Here is a 20,174-nt window from a genome sequence, read left to right as displayed (position 1 = left end):
ATTTTTGGTAATCCTGATTTGATATGTAGCGCTGGTAATAATGTTATAAAGGTAGCAAAATCATTTAATCCTGACAAAAATCATCCCGATCATCTTCAAAATCCGGAAATCGTGTTAGTTTTGTTTCAGCAATCAACCAATTATACATAATGACTTTAGCTAACGAGCGTACTACCGTACCCAGCCTCATCCGCTACCTGGTAAAAAATATACACCCCGATACACACACTTTTTTAAGCCACAAAGTTGGCGATGCATGGGTTGATACTACTTATCGTGAGGCGCTAGCTAAAATAGACGCTGTTTCGGCGTGGTTTATTGATATTGGTATCCAAAAAAACGACCGCCTGGCGCTGATCATGGAAAACAGCCCGGATTATATTTATTATGACCAGGCCTTACAACAGGTTGGCGGCGTAAACACCTCTATATATCCTACCCTTTCAGAAACTGAAATAGAATATATCTTAAACGACTCGGGCGCGCGTACCATCATTTGTGGCAATCCGTTCCTGTTTCGCAAAGTGCTTAAGGTGGCCAACAATTGCCCGGCGTTAATTCGCATTATCCCTGCCTTTGAGGATTTTGAGAGATATTTAGAAAAGCAAACCCTAAACGCCGGCGTTATCAGCTTTACAGAAGTAATAGAAGCTGGCGCAGCGCTGGTTGGCAAGCACCAACCGGCCATTAACAGCGCGCGCGAGGCTATTCTACCATCAGATCTTTCTTGCCTGATCTATACTTCGGGTACTACAGGGACGCCAAAAGGCGTAATGCTGACGCATCATAATTTGGTAGAGAACGTGCGGGTTTGCCTGATACAGATACCGATCATTGAAAAGACGGATACCTTCTTGTCCTTTCTGCCGCTATCGCATGTTTTTGAGCGCACGGCAACTTACCATGTGTGTTTATACGCAGGTTGTAAGATAGCTTTTGCGCAAAGTCTGGAAATGCTGGCGAAGAATATGACTGAAGTAAAACCTAACGTCATGAATTGTGTACCGCGATTGCTGGAGCGCATCCACGACCGGGCCATGAAGAACGGAACCAGCGCAGAGGGTCTAAAATCAAAGATATTTCTGTGGGCGCTGGAGGTTGGAAAGAAATACCGTATAGCTAACGAGGATGGAAAAAAGTCAGGCCCGATATTAAACGCGCAGCAAGCCCTGGCAGACAAACTGGTTTTCAGCAAAATTAAAGAACGCACTGGCGGTAATTTAAAGATCATGTTATCGGGCGGGGGCGCTTTACCGAAAAACATCGGCGAGTTTTTTGGCGATCTGGGCATCAAAGTATTGGAAGGTTTTGGTTTAACAGAGACTTCGCCGGTTATGTCGGTTACCGAGGTGCATCGCCAGGTTTATGGTACCGTGGGCCGCATCGTGCCGGGTATTGAGGTGGCTATTCAAAACGTCGACACTAAAGAAATCTATACCATACAAACACATGAGTCGTTCAAAGAAAGCTTTCAATCTGAAGAAGGCGAGATCATTGTTCGCGGTCACTGTGTGATGAAAGGTTACTTAAACAAGCCTGAAGAAACGGCTGCAACCATAGATGAAGAAGGTTGGCTGCACACCGGCGACATTGGTCGTTTCTTTAAAGGCAACCTGCAAATTACCGACCGACTTAAAAATATGCTGGTGAATGCTTATGGCAAAAACATCTACCCAACACCGGTTGAGAACACTTACCTGAAAAGTCCGAAAATTGAAGGCGTATTTTTATTGGGCGATAAGCGCGAGTATATCACGGCGATTATCATCCCCGCAAAAGAGGCACTACAAGAGCAATTTGGTTTTGATGATGCATTCTTTGAGCAGCCAGATGCCTTTATCGACAACAAAGAAGTGCGCGAATGGCTGAATGCCGATATCCGCAAGCTGTCAAACGAGCTGGCCAAATTTGAGCGTATTAAAAATTTCAAGGTTAAACGCAAACCATTTAATATGGACGAGGGCGAGATTACCCCTACTATGAAGCCTAAGCGTAAAGTCATTGAGAAAAAATACGCTGAGGCAATTGATGAAATGTATAAAGGGGATGTGGAAGCGGATTAGGCAACATTTTTATCCAAATGTCATGCTGAACTTGTTTCAGCACCCTAAAACGATGATATAAAATATGCTATCCAAACAGGGTCATGTTTACATTATGTCCAACTCTTTCAGGAGTACATTTTATATTGGCGTAACAGCCGATTTAGAAGCCAGAGTTTGGCAACATATAAACGGCGAAGGATCGGCATTTGTCAAGAAGTATAATTTACATGACTTGATTTATTACGAGTATTTCGAAAGAATTACAGATGCGATTGATCGTGAAAAACAACTAAAACGATGGCGGCGCGATTGGAAAATTAATTTAATCAAGTCTGTAAATCCTCGCATGGAAGACCTGAAGGATAAACTGAAACAGTAAAGGTAGACCCATCTATCCTTTAGGATGCTGAAACAAGTTCAGCATGACGGGCGGTGGAGGTTTTTATCCCCCTACAGAAATGCCAGAATATCCTTAATACACTCTACGCTTTTAAACATACCGCTATCAATGCTTTGCTCAATTTCCTCATGAGCCCAGGTAATGTGGTACGGAACGTGAATAGCGTAACCGCCAATATTGAGTACCGGCAGCACATCGCTTTTTAATGAGTTGCCTACCATCAATAGTTCGCTGGGGCGAATATCCAGGTGTTTGATAAGTTTGAGGTAATTAGCATCATCCTTTTCAGACATAACTTCCACGTGATGAAAATAGCTGGTCAGATTTGATTTACGCAATTTACGCTCCTGGTCGAGCAAATCGCCTTTAGTGGCTACTACCAGCCGGTAATTACCTTTCAGGCATTTTAAAACCTCCTCAACCCCATCTAAAAGCTCGATAGGTTGATTTAACATTTGCTTGCCCAAATTAATAATCTCGCCGATAGTCTTGGTCGAGATCATATTGTTGGTGACGGTCATAGCCGTCTCTATCATAGAAAGTATAAAACCTTTAATGCCGTAACCATACAAATTAAGGTTGCCTATTTCAATTTTAAGCAACTCACGCTCCAACTCATGGCGCGGAAGATACTCTTCAAGCAACGTACAAAAAGCTTCTTCGCTTTGCCTGAAATAAGGCTCATTTACCCAAAGGGTATCGTCAGCATCAAAGGCTATAACTTTTACGTTCATCCCACAAAGGTATTAAACACATCGCAGTATAAAGATATTACCAGGGATTTTCCTGACCGGTAGTTTCAATATCCTGACTAAAGAATTTCCTGGTCGGGCCGTCCTGACCAATGGTAGTATGTTTAACTACAATGGCCGCAGCGTCCTCAACCTTACCCGGGCCATTATGGCGGTTAAAATCGGTCTTTGTCCATCCGGGGTCTACTACGCTTACCTTAAACGGGGTATCTTTTAGCTCATAGGCCAAATGGACGATATAAGCATTCAATGCTGTTTTTGAGGGACCGTAAGCAGTGCCCTTTACGTTATAATATTTCCACGTGGGGGCGCTGTGCAGGGTTAATGAGCCCAGGCCCGAGGTTACATTCGTTACCAGGTTGGGCGCCAGCGCGTGGTTTCGTATAAGATCGTCTACTTCGGTATAGTATTACCCCAAATTAAGCGTAAAGCGCCTACTCTGCCAATTTTATATGCTGATAAGACCTGATTATGACCGGCCCCATCAAACCCGAAGCTTGTAAAGGCGAATTTGCATCCCAATGGTTAAAGGTAACAAACGTAGTGCGTTTTGAATCGCGTTTGCTAACATCGTTAATCCAGGTTGGCCACTCCCCTATAATTGAACCATTGTATTTTACATCACTTGGTATGTGCGCATCGCCAACTAAGCGGTTGCGCCATAGATTGGTTACGTTGATCTCGATATCATTCTTGCCGGCATGTACCGCGCTGGTTAAATCAACCCTGAAAGGTATCTTCCATAACACACCCAGATTTTTACCATTCACAATAACCTCGGCTATAACACCTACACTGCCTAAATCTAATTCTAAGGAATTACCTTCTTTCAGCACATCCCGCGTCAGGATGAATTGCTTTTTATAGGTTGCCGTTCCTGAGAAGTATTTGATGCCTTCGTCGTCAGACGTCGGCCAGGATATTAATTTTTCAAAAGTGGCTTTAGCAGGTGCACGTGTATTTTTCGGGAAACTGATATCCCATGCCCCAGTTAGTTCAATAGGCTTCATCACCTTGTTAGCCACTGCGGTTTTGGTTGCACCGGCAATAGTTTTATAAGTAACCTTACCGGCATACGGTGTCACCCATTCAGGTGCTCCGTTTTGATATACTAATTCCGGCTGAGGCATGTCGCGTTCCAGGTGGGCTATATTACCTTTATGAATATTGCTTGTCTTAATTTCTCCGTTGGTCGAGTAGGTTAAATGCAGCTCCCGTTTATTATCATTTTCTGCCGGCGCGACATCAAACAGTTTATCAGAAATACTAAACATCAGGTTATTTGAATTTACCAGGTCATTCAGTTTGGCAGTAACATCGGTAATAGGATATTTTGGCGGGATGCCCGTAATATCGGCAGGAAATTTACCGTACAAAGCCCTGATCAATTTAAACTGCTGACCGTTAAATTGCAGGTCTGTCTTCTCGTTTTCCAATAACGTTACCTGGTGACGTTTGTCATCTAATTCGTACTCCACCCGCATTTCTTTTACCGAGCCAGCCGCCGGGTCGCCGGCAAGGCCATTGTTAGCGGCCAAAAGCAATCCGTCGCTTTTAATATTCTTAGCTAATGCGTCGGTTACTTCAATCAATCCGTCTGGTAAAAACACGCCGTACTCTGCTTTAATAATCTTCAGACTAGGCAGAGGTTGCAATGGCGAATGATCGAGGTTGACTTTTGCATCGGCAATATGATAGGCAGGAGATGTATTTGCGCCGCGGAAGACTACAAACGTAGCTCCATTAGTATTAAAAGATAGTGGGATATCAGTGGTATTGCCCGGACCTTTTTGCCAAACTAAAATATCCTTAGCCTTGCCTGTTTCCGGGTTCCATAATTGAGGCTTTTTGCCTGCCACTCTAAATCGGCATACTTCCTGGCGGGCATTTGTTTGTGGGTTAGATATAAAGTAAATATCATCATTACCTGCTGCGCGGTGGATAAAATTCAGATCAGAACCGGTAGCACCATCCGAGAAATCAGGAGTAATATTCAATCTTTTCAAAGCCGCATAAACCGAAAGGTTTGGCGATATTTTGCCGTTCCATAACTCGTTGGATAAGCGGGTAACCTGCTCATCGCAGGCCGGATAGCCCTGCAAACTTGGCGATCTGGTTGGCTTTGGACCGATGATAGTCGCGCCGCCTGCAACCAGTTCTTTTATTTTAGTTAGTAATTGCGGCGTGGCCCAGGTACTGTTTGGCAATACTAATAAACGGTAGGGCAATCCGGCATGGGTATAGATCCTACCATTTTTTACCATTAATCGCTGCAATTCATCGGGACCAATCTGGTCGTAGTCAACTCCCAGACGTTTCACATCGTTTCTTAAAATGGCGTCGTTTGGCGAGTCTTCGCCATTAAAAATTAAGATATCAGCTGTACTATGTCCTTGCTGCAATAAAAATTGCGAATGGGCCAGATAGCTCATGTAGGCCCGGCTTTGTTCCCACCAGGTATTGAGGCGGCTCATCTCTACGCCCCATTGGTGGAAAGTAACGCCCGGCGCAACGTTCCAGGGTTGCAGCGGGTAGCTATGAAATATAAAACGATTGATGCCTTCGGTCCACATCCGGTCGCCCAATGGTTTCATAGTCGCCGGATAATTGGCCCAGCCACCAATGCTGGTAAATGATTCAGCACCAACAATTGAGTTGCCTTTAATATGTGCTACAGACGCCGCCATCCTTGCCGACTCCGAGTAATCATTTCCAGTCAGCCAAAATTCGCCCATTACCACGTCGGCAGGTGCGCCGGTTTGCATAGATTCAAACGGACCGCCATAAGGCTCGGTCGAGAACTTCATTTTATTTTTATGGCACAGTTCGGCAAAGTAGGCATAGTAATTATCGGCCATTAAATCGCCTATAGTTCTGCGAAAATCCCACAGAAAACGCTCAGATACTTCGCCGCTTTCTACGTAATAACCAGCTAGCGTAGGCAAATAAGTCAGGCAATCATATTGACGGCGCTTTTTAAATTCTTTATTGAAACCTTCGGTCCAGTTGTCGCAACCAACCTCGTAGCTATCCACCAAACAGTTATTTAAAGTATTGCCAACTAGCGGGCCTACCTTATCCAATATTGGCTTTATACCGTCTGCCCAGTAAGTATCAACCGCGGCACGGCTCATTTTATCGATTTCAAGGCCTGCACCGCCTTTTTCAGACGGGTGATTCTCAGTGCCGTTTGGCGTATGCCCAAAGCGAATGATCGTCCAATCGCCCGCCGGTGCTGCCCAGTTTAAGTTCCCATTTACCGACATTTTGGAGCTTAGATCAATAATGCTGTTTTTGACGATGATGGAAGCCGGATCAATTACTTTATCGTTTGGTTCCAGATGTGTTTTAAAATCACCACCCGACAGCGACTTGATACCCAACAGATCTATCTTTTTGTTACCCTTCGGCGTTGGGAAAGCCAGTACAACGATGTCTTTATAGTAGTCAAATTTTGTCGCCGGCTGCGGCAATACCTGGTTGATAACCTTTCCGCCCTGAACCTGAGTTTGGCTGTAAACAACGGTTTGCATGGCATTTCCGGGCTTTACCCATGGGCCGCCACTTGAAGACCATCCCGGTCCGTTATGGAAAGCTAATTCCATATTTAGTCGTTTAGCTTCTGTTACTGCGAACTTAAATAGATCAAGCCACTCGGGGCTTAGATAAGTCACTGCACCTTGCGGGTATCCCTGCCCTACGTTAAATATCTGTGCTTCCTGAATACCTACGCGATGCATGGCTTCCAGATCGGCGGTGATACCTGCTTTGGTGATATTGCCGTCTATCCAATGCCACCAGGTGCGGGCCCTGGAGCTTGATGGGGGATTTTTAAAGCCGGATAATAAGGCATCCTGAGCTTGGGCAATAATACAAGAAAATAAAAAGGCAGTAACAAAAAGCAGTTGTTTCATTTTAAGGTTGGAAATAATTGGTGGCACCAAGATAAATACATTACGGGGGCTAACTGTCCGTGTCTGTCCGGTATGGTAAATGTTTGCGGTTAGGTTATCGCGCAAGCTAAAAAAAACGTATTTTTGCACCTCAATAAAATATCGTTACAGAAACATGAGTATTCAGTTATCCGAACAGGAAATTTTACGCCGCGAATCATTACAACAACTACGTGCCCTGGGCATTAACCCTTACCCTGCTGAGGAGTTTAAGGTTACTGACTTTGCACAAGATATTGCTGACAATTTCAAGGCTAACCCTGATACTTATAAACATGTAACCATAGCCGGCCGAATTATGACCCGCCGCATTATGGGCAGCGCATCTTTCGCTGAAATTCAGGACAGCACCGGCCGTATCCAGGTGTATCTGAAACGTGATGATATTTGCCCGGGAGAGGACAAAACGCTATACAACACCGTCTTTAAAAAGCTTTTGGACATTGGCGATTATGTAGGCATTAAAGGCTACGTTTTTGAAACCCAAACCGGCGAGATCTCCGTTCACGTAGAAGAATTAACTATCCTTTCAAAATCATTAAAACCGCTGCCGGTTGTTAAACGCGACGAGGAAGGCAACATTCACGATGGCTTTACCGACCCGGAGCTGCGTTACCGCCAGCGTTATGTGGATTTGACGGTTAACCCGGAGTACAGGCAGATATTTATTAAACGTTCAAAAGTAATTAGCGCGATGCGCAATTACTTTAACGCACAAGGCTGGATGGAGGTTGAAACGCCTATTCTGCAAGCTATACACGGGGGCGCCGCTGCGCGTCCGTTTGCTACGCACCATAACACGCTGGATATGCCGCTGTTTTTGCGCATTGCCAACGAGTTATATTTAAAAAGATTGATCGTAGCCGGTTTCGACGGCGTTTATGAGTTTGGTAAGATGTTCCGTAACGAGGGCATGGACCGTACCCATAACCCGGAGTTTACCGCTATGGAGATATATGTAGCCTACAAAGACTATATCTGGATGATGGGTATGGTTGAGGATTGTTTGGAGCAAGTAGCACGTGCAGTGCACGGCATTGCTGCGGTACAGGTAGGTGCCAATGAGATTAACTTTGCCGGTCCGTACACCCGACTGAGCATGTACGAGTCGATTCAGAAATATACAGGCATCGATGTATCAGCAATGGACGAGGCTGGTTTGCGCGAGGTTTGTAACGACCTGAAAATTGAGGTTGACGCTACCATGGGTAAAGGCAAACTGATCGACGAAATCTTCAGTGCTAAAGTTGAAGCCAACCTGATCCAGCCAACATTCATTACCGACTATCCAATTGAAATGACTCCGCTTGCTAAAAAGCATCGCAGCAAAGACGGCCTTGTTGAGCGTTTTGAGCTATTTGTAAATGGTAAAGAGATTGCCAATGCGTACTCAGAGCTGAACGACCCTATTGATCAGCGCGAGCGTTTAGAGGAGCAGTTAATTTTGGCCGGCCGTGGCGATGACGAGGCGATGGCTATGGATGACGATTTCTTGCGTGCCTTAGAATATGGTATGCCGCCAACATCAGGTTTAGGTATCGGTATCGATCGTTTGGTGATGCTGCTAACCAACCAGAGCACCATTCAGGAAGTATTATTCTTCCCGCAGATGCGCCCTGAAAAGAAAGCCAAAGTTGCTACTGCCGATGACTTTATAAAAATTGGCGTCCCTGCCGAATGGGTACAGGTTTTAAATAAGATGGGCTTTAACACTGTTGAGGAATTAAAGGCAGCCAACCCTAATAAAGTGTTCAACGATTTGGGTGGTATGCGCAAAAAACTAAAACTGGATATTACCATGCCGGGCAAAGATGATGTTATGGCTTGGTTTGCTTAGTCCTCAGTAGAGACCCAACATCTTGCGTCTCCAGCCATGTTTAAACAATATCAAAGCAAAAGAGACGCAAAATATTGCGTCTCTACTTTTAAATATCGGTTTTCCACAACCGTTATTAACAATTCTTTAATATAAAAATAAAACGCCGGAAACTTTGGCATTTAATGTGTTACGTATTTTTACATACACACTTATAATTGCAAAAGTTATGACTAATTCAATATTAGAAATTACCGAAAGCGAATACTTGATTAAACTGAACAGATCAAACTTTAATCTGTCGTTTATCAGAAGCCTGTTGAAAATTGTAGAGGTTGCTAATCCATCAGAAGATGGGTTCTCAACTCCTGACAGAGCTACTTACAATCAGATTCACTCATCTGAGCCTGATTATTTCAGTTCGCTTGAAGAAAAATAGGCTTTAAAACATGGTGTTTTAAAGCCTATTTATTTTTATCCAGTTTGCTTATCGTACCTAGAACTTCTGCTGGCGAAATCCGCCTCTTATTACCTGTTGTTTATCCATTTGCGACATCTGCTCTTTCATCATTTTGATCTGATCGGTAAGCAGTTTGTTTTTGTCGTCTTTTGATGCTTCCTGCAAATACATGGTGGCTTCGCGTTTATTGCGTTTAGCCATAGCTATTCCAGCCAGGCTCAATTTTGCTAACGCGATGTTGTGCGACATGTTCATGCCCAACTGCAAAGCTTTCTTAAAGTATTTCTCAGATTTTAAAGGAGCCTTGCGCGATTCGATCAAACCAATCAGCATGTTATAATAACCATGTTGATTTTTGTGCAATTGCTTTTCGTAGTTAGTTATTTTCATCAACCACGCTTCGGCCTTGTCAGACTGCTCTTTACGCAGATAGAATTGGGCGATGATCATATTCTCGTTAAAAAAGTAAGTTAACAGAATAATACCTCCAATCAACAATACCAATATCCCCCAGCCCCAAAAACCAAAAGCACATAAGGCAACTGCAGCACCCAAAAAAACGCAGGCTATGATTAGCCGAACTATATTTGACATATTTTGTTATTCTAAAAATTGAATGCAAATATCCGTTTATTTGTACTCTTAATCAACACTTCAGAAATATTTATGGCAATTGAATTAGAGGCTTCCTGGCTTAAAGTTTTACGTGACGAATTTGACAAAGCTTATATGATAAAACTTCGTCAGTTTTTAAAAGATGAAAAGCAGGCCGGTAAAATTATCTACCCAAAAAATGCTGACATATTTAACGCTTTTGCCAAAACTCCGTTCGATAAAGTGAAGGTGGTTATACTAGGCCAGGACCCCTACCACGGTGCCAACCAGGCACATGGATTATCGTTCTCAGTACAACGTGGTATACGCACTCCACCCTCTCTCCAAAACATTTACAAAGAGCTGGCTACAGATATCCCCGGCTTTACTATTCCTAACACGGGCGACCTGACTGAATGGGCAGAGCAAGGTGTGTTGTTACTAAATGCCACGCTGACTGTACAGGCGGCCAACGCAGGCTCACACCAAAAAAAAGGCTGGGAACAATTTACCGACCATGTCATCCAAACCATATCAGACAAAAAGGAGCATGTGGTATTTATCCTGTGGGGTGCTTACGCACAATCAAAAGCACCGCTAATTAATCTGCATAAGCACTTAATCATTAAATCCACTCACCCATCGCCTATGGCGGTTAGTCATGGCGGTTTCTTTGGCTCGAAACCATTCTCAAAAACGAATGCCTATTTAAAGGAACACGGAGAAACGCCAATTGATTGGCAAATACATTAATGAGTGAATGTTTTTAAGTATTCTATAAAAAAGGAAAAAGATCAAAGGTCGGTTGTAAAAACTGACCTTTGATCTTAATAAACAATCTTCTATTCACACAGATTATTTATTTGCTGTTAAAATAGCTCCGTCATTCCAGCCATCTATAGCGCCATGCTTAATGTCTTTCCAGTGAGACAACGCCGAAACGACAATACAGGCTAAAATCACTCTTATGACGATTTTCCTAGTGTTTGTTTTCATAAATATCGTTCATTAATACTCCAACGGCACAATCGGCTCTTTTTTGCTGGTCGACATGATCATCATGGTCTGGAAAGTTTTCACCACGCTGATGCGGCTAATCTTCTCCATAATTAATTGTTCGTACGATTTGATATCGCGTACATAAACTTTCAGCAGGAAGTCGCATTGGCCGGTTACGTGATGGCACTCGGTTACTTCTTTGATCTTTTGTATCTCGCCAATAAATGTGTGGATAGTGTCCTTTTGATGGAAATCTAACGATATCTGTATAAAAGTTTTTATACCAAGGCCTAATTTCTCTTCGTCAACCAGGGCGTGGTAGCTCTTAATGTACTCAGCGTTTTCTAATTTGCGAACTCGCTCCAACGTAGGTGCAGGCGACAAGCCAATCTCTGTTGAAAGTTGAAGGTTAGTTATCCTTCCGTTCTCTTGTAAGGTTTTAAGTATTTGCAGGTCAATCCTGTCCAGTTCTGCAGCCATAACTACGTAAAAATTTCAGACAAATTACAAAATTATATTTTTCAATACCAATAAACGCAATTATTAAATTTTATTATCAACATTTTTTAGACATGTCTAAAAATATTATTAGATTTGTTTAAATGAATACATTAGCCGAAGAAAATTATTTAAAAGCTATCTATCACCTGTCGCTTAATGATTTAAGCGTGAGTACCAACCAGATAGCGGCTGCATTGTGTACCAAAGCGGCATCAGTTACAGATATGCTTAAAAAACTGGCCGATAAAGAACTTATCAATTATGAGAAGTACCAGGGTGTTACACTCACCTTTGCAGGCGAAAAAATAGCCTTACAAATTATTCGTCGTCACCGTTTATGGGAATACTTTTTGGTAGAGAAGCTCAACTTTAGATGGGACGAAGTACATGAGATGGCCGAGGAACTAGAGCATATATCGTCAGTTGAACTGATTGACCGACTCGATCAGTTTATGGATTGCCCAAAACATGACCCGCATGGTGATCCTATACCTGATAAGGACGGTAATTTCAAAAAACACGAACTGCTGCCTGTTGCTTCCTTAAAATTGAACGAAACGGGTATTATCTCAGGCGTCCGTGACCATTCGCCGGGCTTTTTACAATACCTGGAAAAACAGCAGCTCACTATCGGCAAAAAAATAAAGGTTGCAGATATTATAACTTACGACAACTCGATGATGCTGGAGGTCGAAAAATCTATTACGCATATAAGCCGCGAAGTGGCTAAAAATTTACTGATAGCAATATGAGCACCGGTTTTAATGAATCATTAGGAAATGTCCACGGTTCGGTATCTACAGAAAATAAAACCGGCTGGAAAAAGATAATGGCTTTTATTGGCCCGGCATATCTGGTAAGCGTAGGCTATATGGACCCGGGCAATTGGGCTACCGACATTGCCGGTGGTAGTGCATTTGGTTATAAGCTGATCTGGGTACTTTTTGCGTCAAATCTTATCGCTTTACTGTTACAATCACTAGCCACCCGCTTAGGTATTGTGCGGGGGTTAGATCTTGCACAGGCGTCAAAGATTACCTACCCCCGTTCTATTAATATGTGTCTTTATTTACTGGCGCAGATAGCTATCGTAGCGTGCGACCTCGCGGAGATCATCGGAATGGCGATTGGTTTGAATCTGCTGTTTAATTTACCATTGATCTGGGGTGTATCGCTCACTATTACTGATACCTTGCTTATGCTTTTCCTGATGAATAAAGGGATGCGCAAGTTAGAGGCATTTATTGTGTCGATGATCTTTATTGTGGGATTGTCTTTTTTGGTAGAGATGTTCATTGTTACACCCGACGTTAAGGAAGTAGCGCTGGGATTTATTCCGCATAACCTGACGGGTGATGCGCTGTATGTAGCTATCGGCATCATAGGCGCTACAGTGATGCCGCATAACTTGTATTTGCATTCGTCATTAGTACAAACACGGCAAATTACCCGCGATGACAAAGGCATACGTACAGCCATTCGCTTTAATTTGTTTGATACGGTAATAGCGCTTAATGTTGCATTTTTAGTTAATGCGGCGATACTGATCCTGGCGGCCAGTGCATTTTTCAAAAACGGTTATTTTCATATTGCTGAGATACAGGATGCTTATAAGTTATTAGAACACATTTTTGGCCGCACAGCGCCAGTGTTGTTTGCCATAGCTTTAATAGCTGCAGGGCAAAGCTCAACCATTACAGGCACTTTAGCCGGACAGATTATTATGGAGGGCCACATTAACCTGCGTATTGAGCCGTGGCTGCGCCGTTTATTAACACGTGTGCTGGCAATTGTGCCGGCAGTATTTACCATTATTTATTCCGGGCAGGACGGCTTAGGAAATTTGTTGATCCTGAGCCAGGTTGTTTTGAGCTTGCAATTGGGCTTTGCGGTTATCCCGCTGATACACTTCACTTCTGACAAGAAAAAAATGGGCAACTTTGCCATCGGCATCAAAACAAAAGTATTTGCCTGGGCGGCGGCCTTACTGATCGTCGCGCTGAATGTAAAATTGGTTTATGAGCAGTTGAGAACATGGATATCGGCTTCACCCGAGACCGCGGTTTGGATGTATGCATTGGTTATACCGACGGTAGCAGGCATCGCACTATTATTAGTGTATGTATTTCTTCGCCCACTACTGTTTAAACATGCTGATGTGCCAATTTATATACCTCATGGCATTGCTTCAGAAATTGACAATTTGGAAGCCATCCATTATCATAAGATCGGTATCAGTATAGATTTCTCAAAAAATGATACTAACGCGCTGCGTCATGCTATTATGCAAGGAGGCAAAACGGCGCATTATATTTTAATTCACGTGGTAGAAACTGCAGGAGCACGTTATTATGGCGACCAGGCTATGGACCACGAAACCCAAAGCGACGTGGACAACCTTGAACAATATGTAGCTGCGCTGCACAAGTTAGGCTACAAGGCCGAAGCTAATATTGGCTATGGTACTGCGGCTACAGCCATAGCCAGCATTGTAGCCAAAGATCATATTGACTTTATAGTGATGGGCTCGCACGGGCATAAGGCTTTCAAAGATCTGATCTTTGGTACCACCGTAAATAAGGTACGACATATGGTGAATATTCCGGTGCTGGTAGTTAAGGCGTCAAAATAAATGCATTTTGCGTAAATTTGCGCTGCAATGGCCGACGAAAAGATATACATTAAGAATAAAAAAGCTTATTTTGAATACACTATCCTGGATAAATACACTGCCGGGATAAAGCTGCTGGGTACCGAAATTAAATCTATACGCAGCGGCAAAGCCAACTTAAATGATGCTTTTTGCACCTTTATTAACAGTGAGCTTTACGTACGTAACCTGCACATTTCAGAATATACGTTTGGCTCATTCTATAACCACGAGGCTAAACGCGACCGCGTGCTCCTCCTCAACAAAAAAGAGCTCAAAAAGCTGCAAACACGCAGCGAAGAGAAAGGCCTTACTATTGTACCTCTTGCCCTATTTATCAGTGAGCGTGGCTTTGCTAAACTGGAGATAGCCCTCGCCCAGGGTAAAAAGACTTTTGACAAACGCGAAACTTTGAAAGAGCGCGATACAAAAGTAGAGATGGATAGGGCGATGAAACGATAAGTCCGTTTTTCCAGCTTGTCATTCTGAGCAAAGCGAAGAATCTTATAAAGGGGACTAGCAAAGCGCATAAGATTCTTCGCTTTGCTCAGAATGACAAGCTGCTATACAAAGATTAGGGGGCTTACCACGCACGCTCCCCAACCAAAGGCACAAATCTGAATGTATCCAACACGTGGCGTTCATAGTCGTTTTCGCCAATTTTGAGTATGGTTACCATCTGCTGCGATTTTTCATCGCCTACCGGAATTACCAGTGTGCCTCCGATTTTTAGTTGCGCCATAAGTGCTTCGGGTACGGTGGGTGCACCTGCAGTTACAATAATCTTGTCATAAGGTGCATGGCTGGCTATACCCTTTGAACCATCGCCCAAAAAAAAGTGCATTTTATAACCCATACGGGGCAGCAGATTACGCGTACGTTCAAAAAGCTTTTCCTGACGTTCGATAGTGAACACTTTGGCCCCTACTTCAACCAGTACACAAGCCTGATACCCCGAGCCGGTACCAATTTCTAAAACTTTATCGCCTTTTTTGATATGGAGCAACTCGGTTTGGTAAGCTACGGTATAAGGCTGCGAAATAGTTTGACCCTCGCCTATCGGGAAGGCAATGTCCTTATAAGCCTGGTTCCAGAAGGTTTCATCAAAAAAGAAATGGCGCGGCACTTTGCCTATGGCTCGTAAAACATTTTCGTCCTCAATGCCCTTCTTGCGCAATTCGTCGACTAGCTTTTTGCGCGCGCCTTGTTCCCTGTAGTTATCAATATATTTAAACGCCATGACTATTAATGGCACTAAATTATACTAAAATTTTTGGTTTTTTGTCATTTCAAAGGGGCACAATAAAAAATCTCATACAACTCCCAAAGCCTTAATGAATTTCGTTTTAAGATTTTTCCCGCCCCCCGAATAACCTATATAATGATCATTATTAATACGGATCGACGTCAGGTTGAACAATACCTCCCTTACTCAATTTCGTAGTCTGAAACTGTGTAATGATATCCCTGATATTTGCCTTAGCTTTATTAATGGATACCCCATCTTTTTCAAACTTTAACATGATGGACTGGATGTAATAATTCCTGATGCGGCTAATCAATGGAATCTGCGGACCGACAACTCTATCTTCACCAAAATGCTTGCGCAACTCATTACCCAAATAAGTGGCCTGGTTGTAAAGAATCTCGGGGTCTTTATGCTTTACGTCCAAATTAATAATACGATAAAACGGCGGATAATGGAAAGCACGACGCTCTTCCATTTCGGTCATATATAAATCGTTATAATTATTCTCGATAACCTGCCTTATAACACGATGAGCAGGATCGTAGGTTTGAATTACTACCTTCCCTTGCTTGCCTCTGCGCCCAGCCCTGCCACTTACTTGTGCCAACAGTTGAAAGCTTCGTTCATTGGCCCGGTAATCCGGGTACTTTAATAAGCTATCTGCGTTAATAATCCCAATTACGGTTACATCGGCAAAATCCAGTCCTTTGGCCACCATTTGGGTACCCACTAATATGTCGATCTTTTTTTCTTCCAGATCATTCAGGATATTTTGCAGCGAGTTGCGCGAGCGGGTTGTATCCAAATCCATTCTGGCCAGCCGTGCCTCCGGCATAATGACCGACAGGTCGTCCTCCACCTTTTCTGTGCCAAAGCCCCGATATTCCAATTGCGTCGAACCACAAGCGGGACAAATAACCGGCGAATCTTCTTTATAACCGCAATAATGGCAATGCAATTTACCACTGTGCTTATGATAGGTCAGACTGACATCACAATTAATACATTTAGGTGTATAAGCGCAAATTTTGCATAATAATAATGGCGCGTATCCCCGTCGGTTTTGAAATAGTATAACCTGCTCTTTGTTGGCAATGGCAGCATGCATATCAGCCATTAATACGCTGGTAAAGTGCGATTGGATTGTTTTCTTTTTGGTTTCTTCCTGTATACTTACTACCTCTATGGTGGGCAATTCTACACCACCATATCTTTCGGTTAATTCAGCGAAACCATATTTGTGTGTACGGGCATTAAAATAACTTTCGAACGATGGCGTGGCTGATCCTAACAGCACCTTACCACTGTACATATTAGCCAGGAAAATCGCTGCATCACGGGCATTATACCGCGGGGCCGGGTCGAACTGTTTATAGGATGTTTCATGCTCCTCATCGACAATAATTAACCCCAGATCGGCAAATGGCAAGAATACTGATGAGCGTGCGCCAAGCACCACCTTATATTCGCCGTTCAACACTTTTTGCCAAACCTCAACCCGTTCGTTATCATTAAAGCGCGAATGGTATACACCTATGCTGGCGCCAAAATACTGCCGTAATCTCTCAATGACGTGGGTAGTCAGCGCTATCTCTGGTAACAGGTATAGTACCTGTTTACCTTGCGCCATAGCCTGCTCTATCAGGCGAATATAGATCTGTGTTTTCCCAGATGAGGTTACGCCGTGCAGCAACACCACATCTTTCTGCGTAAACTGCTCTTTGATAGTTTCGAAAGCTGCCTGCTGATGTTCGCTCAATATGAAATTAGCGTCCAAAAATTCCTGGTCAAAAAACAAGCGACTCACACTACGTTCTTCTGCAATAAAAACTTCTTTTTCAATCAGCGAATTAATGCTTGATGCTCCGGCTCCGCTTTCTTCAACCAATTCATTTTTTGAGATCGTTTTTTGATGTCGGGCCAGTTTTAAATAAGCTAAAACGGCGTCAGCTTGTTTCGGAGCGCGCTTCTCCAGTATACCAAACAGCTCACGCAAGTTGTCCTGGTTATTATAGACCGGGTTGATGGTGATAAATGTTCGCTTACGTGGTTTGTAACGGTCGCTTACTTCTTCAGAAATATTGATTATATTTTTCTCGAACAAACCTTTTAACAGGGGCATTACCGTTTTCTGGCTTAACAGTTTAGAGATATCACTAATGGTTAGTTCGGGTTGTATCTCCAGGGCCTCGACGATCAAAAACTCTTTATCGTGGAGCGCAGTCTTATCGTACTCAAACTCTTTATTCAGGATGATTTTGGTCTCGCTGGCCAGCTTTAATGCTGATGGAAGCGCAGCATTCATTACCTCGCCTTCAAAACACATATAGTACTCTGACAGCCATTTCCAAAATTGTAGTTGCTGATCAGTAACCACCGGCCTGTCATCCAGGATTTCGAGAATGTATTTGGCTTCATACTTTTCAGGCGCCTGTTCAGATATACCAGACACAATTGCTGTATACAATTTGCTTTTGCCAAACTGCACCACGACCCGTTTACCAATCTCTATCAAATTATTCAGCTCGAACGGAATGCGGTAGGTATAATTTTTCGCTATCGCCAGCGGCAAAATTACTTCAACAAAAAGCGTCTTGCGATCTTGTATATGAGCTTCGGCAAATTCAAGCATAATTATTTACTCCTGGATGCGGCAACGGCAAGCGATGCCCATCCTCCTATAAACAACAACCCGCCAACAGGCGTTATTGGCCCTAAAACACTAGCCTTTAAATGCAAAATATCATGACAAGCCAGCAGGTACAATGAACCCGAAAATAAGATAATACCAAAAGTGAACAGATAATAACTGGCTGTTATCCAACCACTACTATTTTTCGCCAGTAGCGACAAAAACAATAAAGCAAAAACGTGGTAAAAATTATATTCAACCGCGGTATGCCAGATCTGCAGCTGATCTGTGGCTATCATTGTTTTGAGCCCGTGAGCGCCAAAAGCGCCGGTCATAACTGCAATCATGCCAAATAAAGCCGCGGTAATAGTTATAGATCTGTTCATAAGTAATCGAGAAGGCTAAGTTAACCAATTGAAACTATTACTTGAATGGATGACGCTAAAAATCTAACTTGCGACGTATTCTATTTACAATGAAACGACTAATTGCCATCACTATAATCCTGCTTCTGGTTACTGCCGGCGTCACGGTCGTTTATTTTAAAAATTTGAATGCGCCGGGGCTTCACGCTGCGCAGACTATGCACAATATCCCCGACGACGCCGCTTTGGTTTTTGAGTTTAATAATGAGGATAGCTTTTACGATATTTTTCACGGCAACAAGTTATTTTCAGCAGTAATTGGTCACGAACAATTAGGCGAACTCGACACCCTGCACCAGCAAATGTTTGCCGACCCCACCCTGAAACGTTTTTTTAACGGTCAAAATATTTTTATTTCGCTCCATCCTTTATCCAAACAGGCTATAGGCTTATTGATCACCACAGCTGCTGTAAAAAGCCTTAACACAGAAGACATTGACCAGCTTACCGTTAAAACCCATAAAGGTTTGGTGGTTACCCCAACCGCCTTTAATGGAAAAAAAGGCTTTATCATTTACTCATCGGCTTTAAAAAAACGCTTTTACCTGCTTAATAAAGAAGATGGCATTTACTTAGGCAGCTTTTCGAAGGAATTGATTGATTTGAGCGCCAAATACATTTACCAAAAAGACAAAAAGGTATTTATGACCCTCCCCGAGCAGCAAAATACCAGCTCGTTGGCAAATCTATATATCAATTACCATAACCTCAATCCACTGTTTGGGGTGCTGTTTGATAATCGTAACACCGATATTTTTAAGTGCTTTAAATTATTCCCGGCGTTGGCCGCGCTTAATTTAAATTTCAAAAGCGATGCTTTGTTGTTTACCGGCTTTTCAAATATTTTGCACGACCAACCAAGTAGTTACCTCAATCTGTTTACCAATCAACAGCCCATCGCCAATCATCTGCAGGATATATTTCCATCGACTACTGCTTACAGTACCTGCTTCGCGGTATCTGATCCGATGAAATTTAAATCTGATCTTTCGGCCTGGTATGCCAAAGCCAAATTACAAGCTGAAAAGGACTCATTATTTACCAAAGTAAAGAGTGAGACTGGTGTAAATCTAATTACCGAATTTAATCAGCAACTCGGTCAGGAGTTTGCCGTAGTTACTACTAAATATATGGAGAAATATGCCATTGTTAGTTTAAAAGACGGATCGGCTTTCAGGCCGGTTATAAATAATATCAGCACTATGGCAACCGGCGACATTGGCCAGGTTAACTATAGCAAACTTCCTTTTTATTTACTGGGCGATGCTTTTAGCGCATTTAACCGCCCGTGGTTTATGATCGTAGATAACTATCTGATTATGGCTAACAGCCAGTCGGAACTTAACAGTTATCACGATTATTATTTTAATCAGAAGCTGCAAAGCAAATCAAAACAATACAACCAGTTTACTGACCTCATGGCTGAACATGCAAACGTAAGCTGGTACATCAATTTTAAAAACGTTCAACCAATCTTAAAACGCGACCTAAACCCTAACTTTTATGATAAATTTGAAAACGACAAAACCGGCTGGAAAAACTTTTATGCGGCATCTTACCAGTTGATAGCATCAAACAAAAACTTTTATACCAGTTTTTGCATGAACCTGAACCAAGCCGATACCACTGCCACATCATTAAAATAAATTAAACCTACAAACAGATATTTAACTCAAACACAAATAATTAATTTTATTT

At 42.8% G+C, this 20,174-nt stretch carries 17 protein-coding genes; 9 read left to right on the top strand and 8 right to left on the bottom strand.

Going from position 1 to position 20,174, the window contains the following annotated elements:
* Positions 1–149: 149 nt before the first annotated feature.
* Positions 150–2,063, top strand: a complete 1,914-nt coding sequence (locus ACFS5N_RS02515) for an AMP-dependent synthetase/ligase (protein ID WP_377181899.1) — start codon at positions 150–152, stop codon at positions 2,061–2,063.
* A 64-nt stretch (positions 2,064–2,127) separates the two neighbouring features.
* Positions 2,128–2,424, top strand: a complete 297-nt coding sequence (locus ACFS5N_RS02510) for a GIY-YIG nuclease family protein (protein ID WP_377181897.1) — start codon at positions 2,128–2,130, stop codon at positions 2,422–2,424.
* A 71-nt stretch (positions 2,425–2,495) separates the two neighbouring features.
* On the opposite strand, the gene ACFS5N_RS02505 is transcribed toward ACFS5N_RS02510, so the two are convergent.
* The 3 genes from ACFS5N_RS02505 to ACFS5N_RS02495 form a co-directional block, all read right to left on the bottom strand.
* Positions 2,496–3,179 carry an HAD family hydrolase gene (locus tag ACFS5N_RS02505; RefSeq protein WP_377181895.1) on the bottom strand — a complete coding sequence of 228 codons (684 nt, stop codon included), beginning with the start codon at positions 3,177–3,179 and terminating at the stop codon, positions 2,496–2,498.
* Positions 3,180–3,216: 37 nt separating this feature from the next.
* Positions 3,217–3,447 (bottom strand): hypothetical protein, encoded by a 231-nt coding sequence (locus ACFS5N_RS02500; protein WP_377181893.1) that lies wholly within the window; start codon positions 3,445–3,447, stop codon positions 3,217–3,219.
* Between the two features lie 184 nt (positions 3,448–3,631).
* On the bottom strand, positions 3,632–7,111 hold the full coding sequence (locus ACFS5N_RS02495) for a glycosyl hydrolase (protein WP_377181891.1): 3,480 nt from the start codon (positions 7,109–7,111) through the stop codon (positions 3,632–3,634).
* A 154-nt stretch (positions 7,112–7,265) separates the two neighbouring features.
* Between ACFS5N_RS02495 and lysS the strand changes: the two genes are divergently transcribed.
* Together lysS and ACFS5N_RS02485 are read left to right on the top strand one after the other, a co-directional pair.
* The gene (gene lysS, locus ACFS5N_RS02490; RefSeq protein ID WP_377181889.1) at positions 7,266–8,987 is read left to right on the top strand and encodes a lysine--tRNA ligase; all 1,722 of its coding nucleotides are present in this window, start codon (positions 7,266–7,268) and stop codon (positions 8,985–8,987) included.
* A 208-nt stretch (positions 8,988–9,195) separates the two neighbouring features.
* Positions 9,196–9,405 carry a hypothetical protein gene (locus tag ACFS5N_RS02485; RefSeq protein ID WP_377181887.1) on the top strand — a complete coding sequence of 70 codons (210 nt, stop codon included), beginning with the start codon at positions 9,196–9,198 and terminating at the stop codon, positions 9,403–9,405.
* 57 nt (positions 9,406–9,462) lie between these two features.
* On the opposite strand, the gene ACFS5N_RS02480 is transcribed toward ACFS5N_RS02485, so the two are convergent.
* Positions 9,463–10,020: a DUF2892 domain-containing protein gene (locus tag ACFS5N_RS02480; RefSeq protein ID WP_377181885.1), complete on the bottom strand. Its 558-nt coding sequence runs from the start codon at positions 10,018–10,020 to the stop codon at positions 9,463–9,465.
* A gap of 72 nt (positions 10,021–10,092) precedes the next feature.
* Between ACFS5N_RS02480 and ung the strand changes: the two genes are divergently transcribed.
* On the top strand, positions 10,093–10,773 hold the full coding sequence (ung, locus tag ACFS5N_RS02475; RefSeq protein ID WP_377181883.1) for a uracil-DNA glycosylase: 681 nt from the start codon (positions 10,093–10,095) through the stop codon (positions 10,771–10,773).
* Between the two features lie 255 nt (positions 10,774–11,028).
* Here the strand turns inward: ung and ACFS5N_RS02470 are convergent, their stop codons facing one another.
* Positions 11,029–11,499 (bottom strand): Lrp/AsnC family transcriptional regulator, encoded by a 471-nt coding sequence (locus ACFS5N_RS02470; protein ID WP_377181881.1) that lies wholly within the window; start codon positions 11,497–11,499, stop codon positions 11,029–11,031.
* 122 nt (positions 11,500–11,621) lie between these two features.
* Between ACFS5N_RS02470 and ACFS5N_RS02465 the strand changes: the two genes are divergently transcribed.
* Genes ACFS5N_RS02465 through smpB form a run of 3 tightly spaced genes read left to right on the top strand, consistent with a single transcriptional unit; the run spans position 11,622 to position 14,632 of the window.
* Positions 11,622–12,272, top strand: coding sequence for a metal-dependent transcriptional regulator (locus ACFS5N_RS02465; protein ID WP_377181879.1), 651 nt, complete (start codon positions 11,622–11,624; stop codon positions 12,270–12,272).
* Positions 12,269–14,152, top strand: coding sequence for an Nramp family divalent metal transporter (locus ACFS5N_RS02460; protein WP_377181877.1), 1,884 nt, complete (start codon positions 12,269–12,271; stop codon positions 14,150–14,152). Before ACFS5N_RS02465 ends, ACFS5N_RS02460 begins: the two co-directional genes overlap by 4 nt.
* Positions 14,153–14,179: 27 nt before the next feature.
* Positions 14,180–14,632, top strand: coding sequence for an SsrA-binding protein SmpB (gene smpB / locus ACFS5N_RS02455; protein ID WP_377181875.1), 453 nt, complete (start codon positions 14,180–14,182; stop codon positions 14,630–14,632).
* Positions 14,633–14,753: 121 nt separating this feature from the next.
* On the opposite strand, the gene ACFS5N_RS02450 is transcribed toward smpB, so the two are convergent.
* From ACFS5N_RS02450 to ACFS5N_RS02440, 3 genes are all read right to left on the bottom strand, one after another.
* Entirely contained in the window at positions 14,754–15,410 is a 657-nt protein-coding gene (locus ACFS5N_RS02450; RefSeq protein WP_377181873.1) for a protein-L-isoaspartate(D-aspartate) O-methyltransferase, read from the bottom strand.
* Between the two features lie 151 nt (positions 15,411–15,561).
* Positions 15,562–18,051 carry a replication restart helicase PriA gene (gene priA, locus ACFS5N_RS02445; RefSeq protein ID WP_377181871.1) on the bottom strand — a complete coding sequence of 830 codons (2,490 nt, stop codon included), beginning with the start codon at positions 18,049–18,051 and terminating at the stop codon, positions 15,562–15,564.
* Between the two features lie 2 nt (positions 18,052–18,053).
* On the bottom strand, positions 18,054–18,437 hold the full coding sequence (locus ACFS5N_RS02440) for a DUF423 domain-containing protein (RefSeq protein WP_377181869.1): 384 nt from the start codon (positions 18,435–18,437) through the stop codon (positions 18,054–18,056).
* 89 nt (positions 18,438–18,526) lie between these two features.
* Between ACFS5N_RS02440 and ACFS5N_RS02435 the strand changes: the two genes are divergently transcribed.
* A complete protein-coding gene (locus tag ACFS5N_RS02435; protein ID WP_377181867.1) occupies positions 18,527–20,122 on the top strand; it encodes a hypothetical protein in 1,596 nt (531 codons plus the stop codon).
* Positions 20,123–20,174 lie beyond the last annotated feature (52 nt).

Origin of the sequence: Mucilaginibacter ximonensis (assembly GCF_042686265.1) — a bacterium.
Lineage (GTDB): Bacteria > Bacteroidota > Bacteroidia > Sphingobacteriales > Sphingobacteriaceae > Mucilaginibacter > Mucilaginibacter ximonensis.
This window is presented reverse-complemented; position numbering and strand designations above follow the sequence as displayed.

Coding starts and splice junctions, on each gene's coding strand:
- ACFS5N_RS02495 (WP_377181891.1), bottom strand. CDS start 7,111: ATGAAACAACTGCTTTTTGTTACTGCCTTTTTATTTTCTTGTATTATT.
- ung (WP_377181883.1), top strand. CDS start 10,093: ATGGCAATTGAATTAGAGGCTTCCTGGCTTAAAGTTTTACGTGACGAA.
- ACFS5N_RS02485 (WP_377181887.1), top strand. CDS start 9,196: ATGACTAATTCAATATTAGAAATTACCGAAAGCGAATACTTGATTAAA.
- ACFS5N_RS02450 (WP_377181873.1), bottom strand. CDS start 15,410: ATGGCGTTTAAATATATTGATAACTACAGGGAACAAGGCGCGCGCAAA.
- ACFS5N_RS02440 (WP_377181869.1), bottom strand. CDS start 18,437: ATGAACAGATCTATAACTATTACCGCGGCTTTATTTGGCATGATTGCA.
- ACFS5N_RS02515 (WP_377181899.1), top strand. CDS start 150: ATGACTTTAGCTAACGAGCGTACTACCGTACCCAGCCTCATCCGCTAC.
- ACFS5N_RS02480 (WP_377181885.1), bottom strand. CDS start 10,020: ATGTCAAATATAGTTCGGCTAATCATAGCCTGCGTTTTTTTGGGTGCT.
- ACFS5N_RS02465 (WP_377181879.1), top strand. CDS start 11,622: ATGAATACATTAGCCGAAGAAAATTATTTAAAAGCTATCTATCACCTG.
- ACFS5N_RS02470 (WP_377181881.1), bottom strand. CDS start 11,499: ATGGCTGCAGAACTGGACAGGATTGACCTGCAAATACTTAAAACCTTA.
- lysS (WP_377181889.1), top strand. CDS start 7,266: ATGAGTATTCAGTTATCCGAACAGGAAATTTTACGCCGCGAATCATTA.
- ACFS5N_RS02435 (WP_377181867.1), top strand. CDS start 18,527: ATGAAACGACTAATTGCCATCACTATAATCCTGCTTCTGGTTACTGCC.
- priA (WP_377181871.1), bottom strand. CDS start 18,051: ATGCTTGAATTTGCCGAAGCTCATATACAAGATCGCAAGACGCTTTTT.
- ACFS5N_RS02510 (WP_377181897.1), top strand. CDS start 2,128: ATGCTATCCAAACAGGGTCATGTTTACATTATGTCCAACTCTTTCAGG.
- smpB (WP_377181875.1), top strand. CDS start 14,180: ATGGCCGACGAAAAGATATACATTAAGAATAAAAAAGCTTATTTTGAA.
- ACFS5N_RS02460 (WP_377181877.1), top strand. CDS start 12,269: ATGAGCACCGGTTTTAATGAATCATTAGGAAATGTCCACGGTTCGGTA.
- ACFS5N_RS02505 (WP_377181895.1), bottom strand. CDS start 3,179: ATGAACGTAAAAGTTATAGCCTTTGATGCTGACGATACCCTTTGGGTA.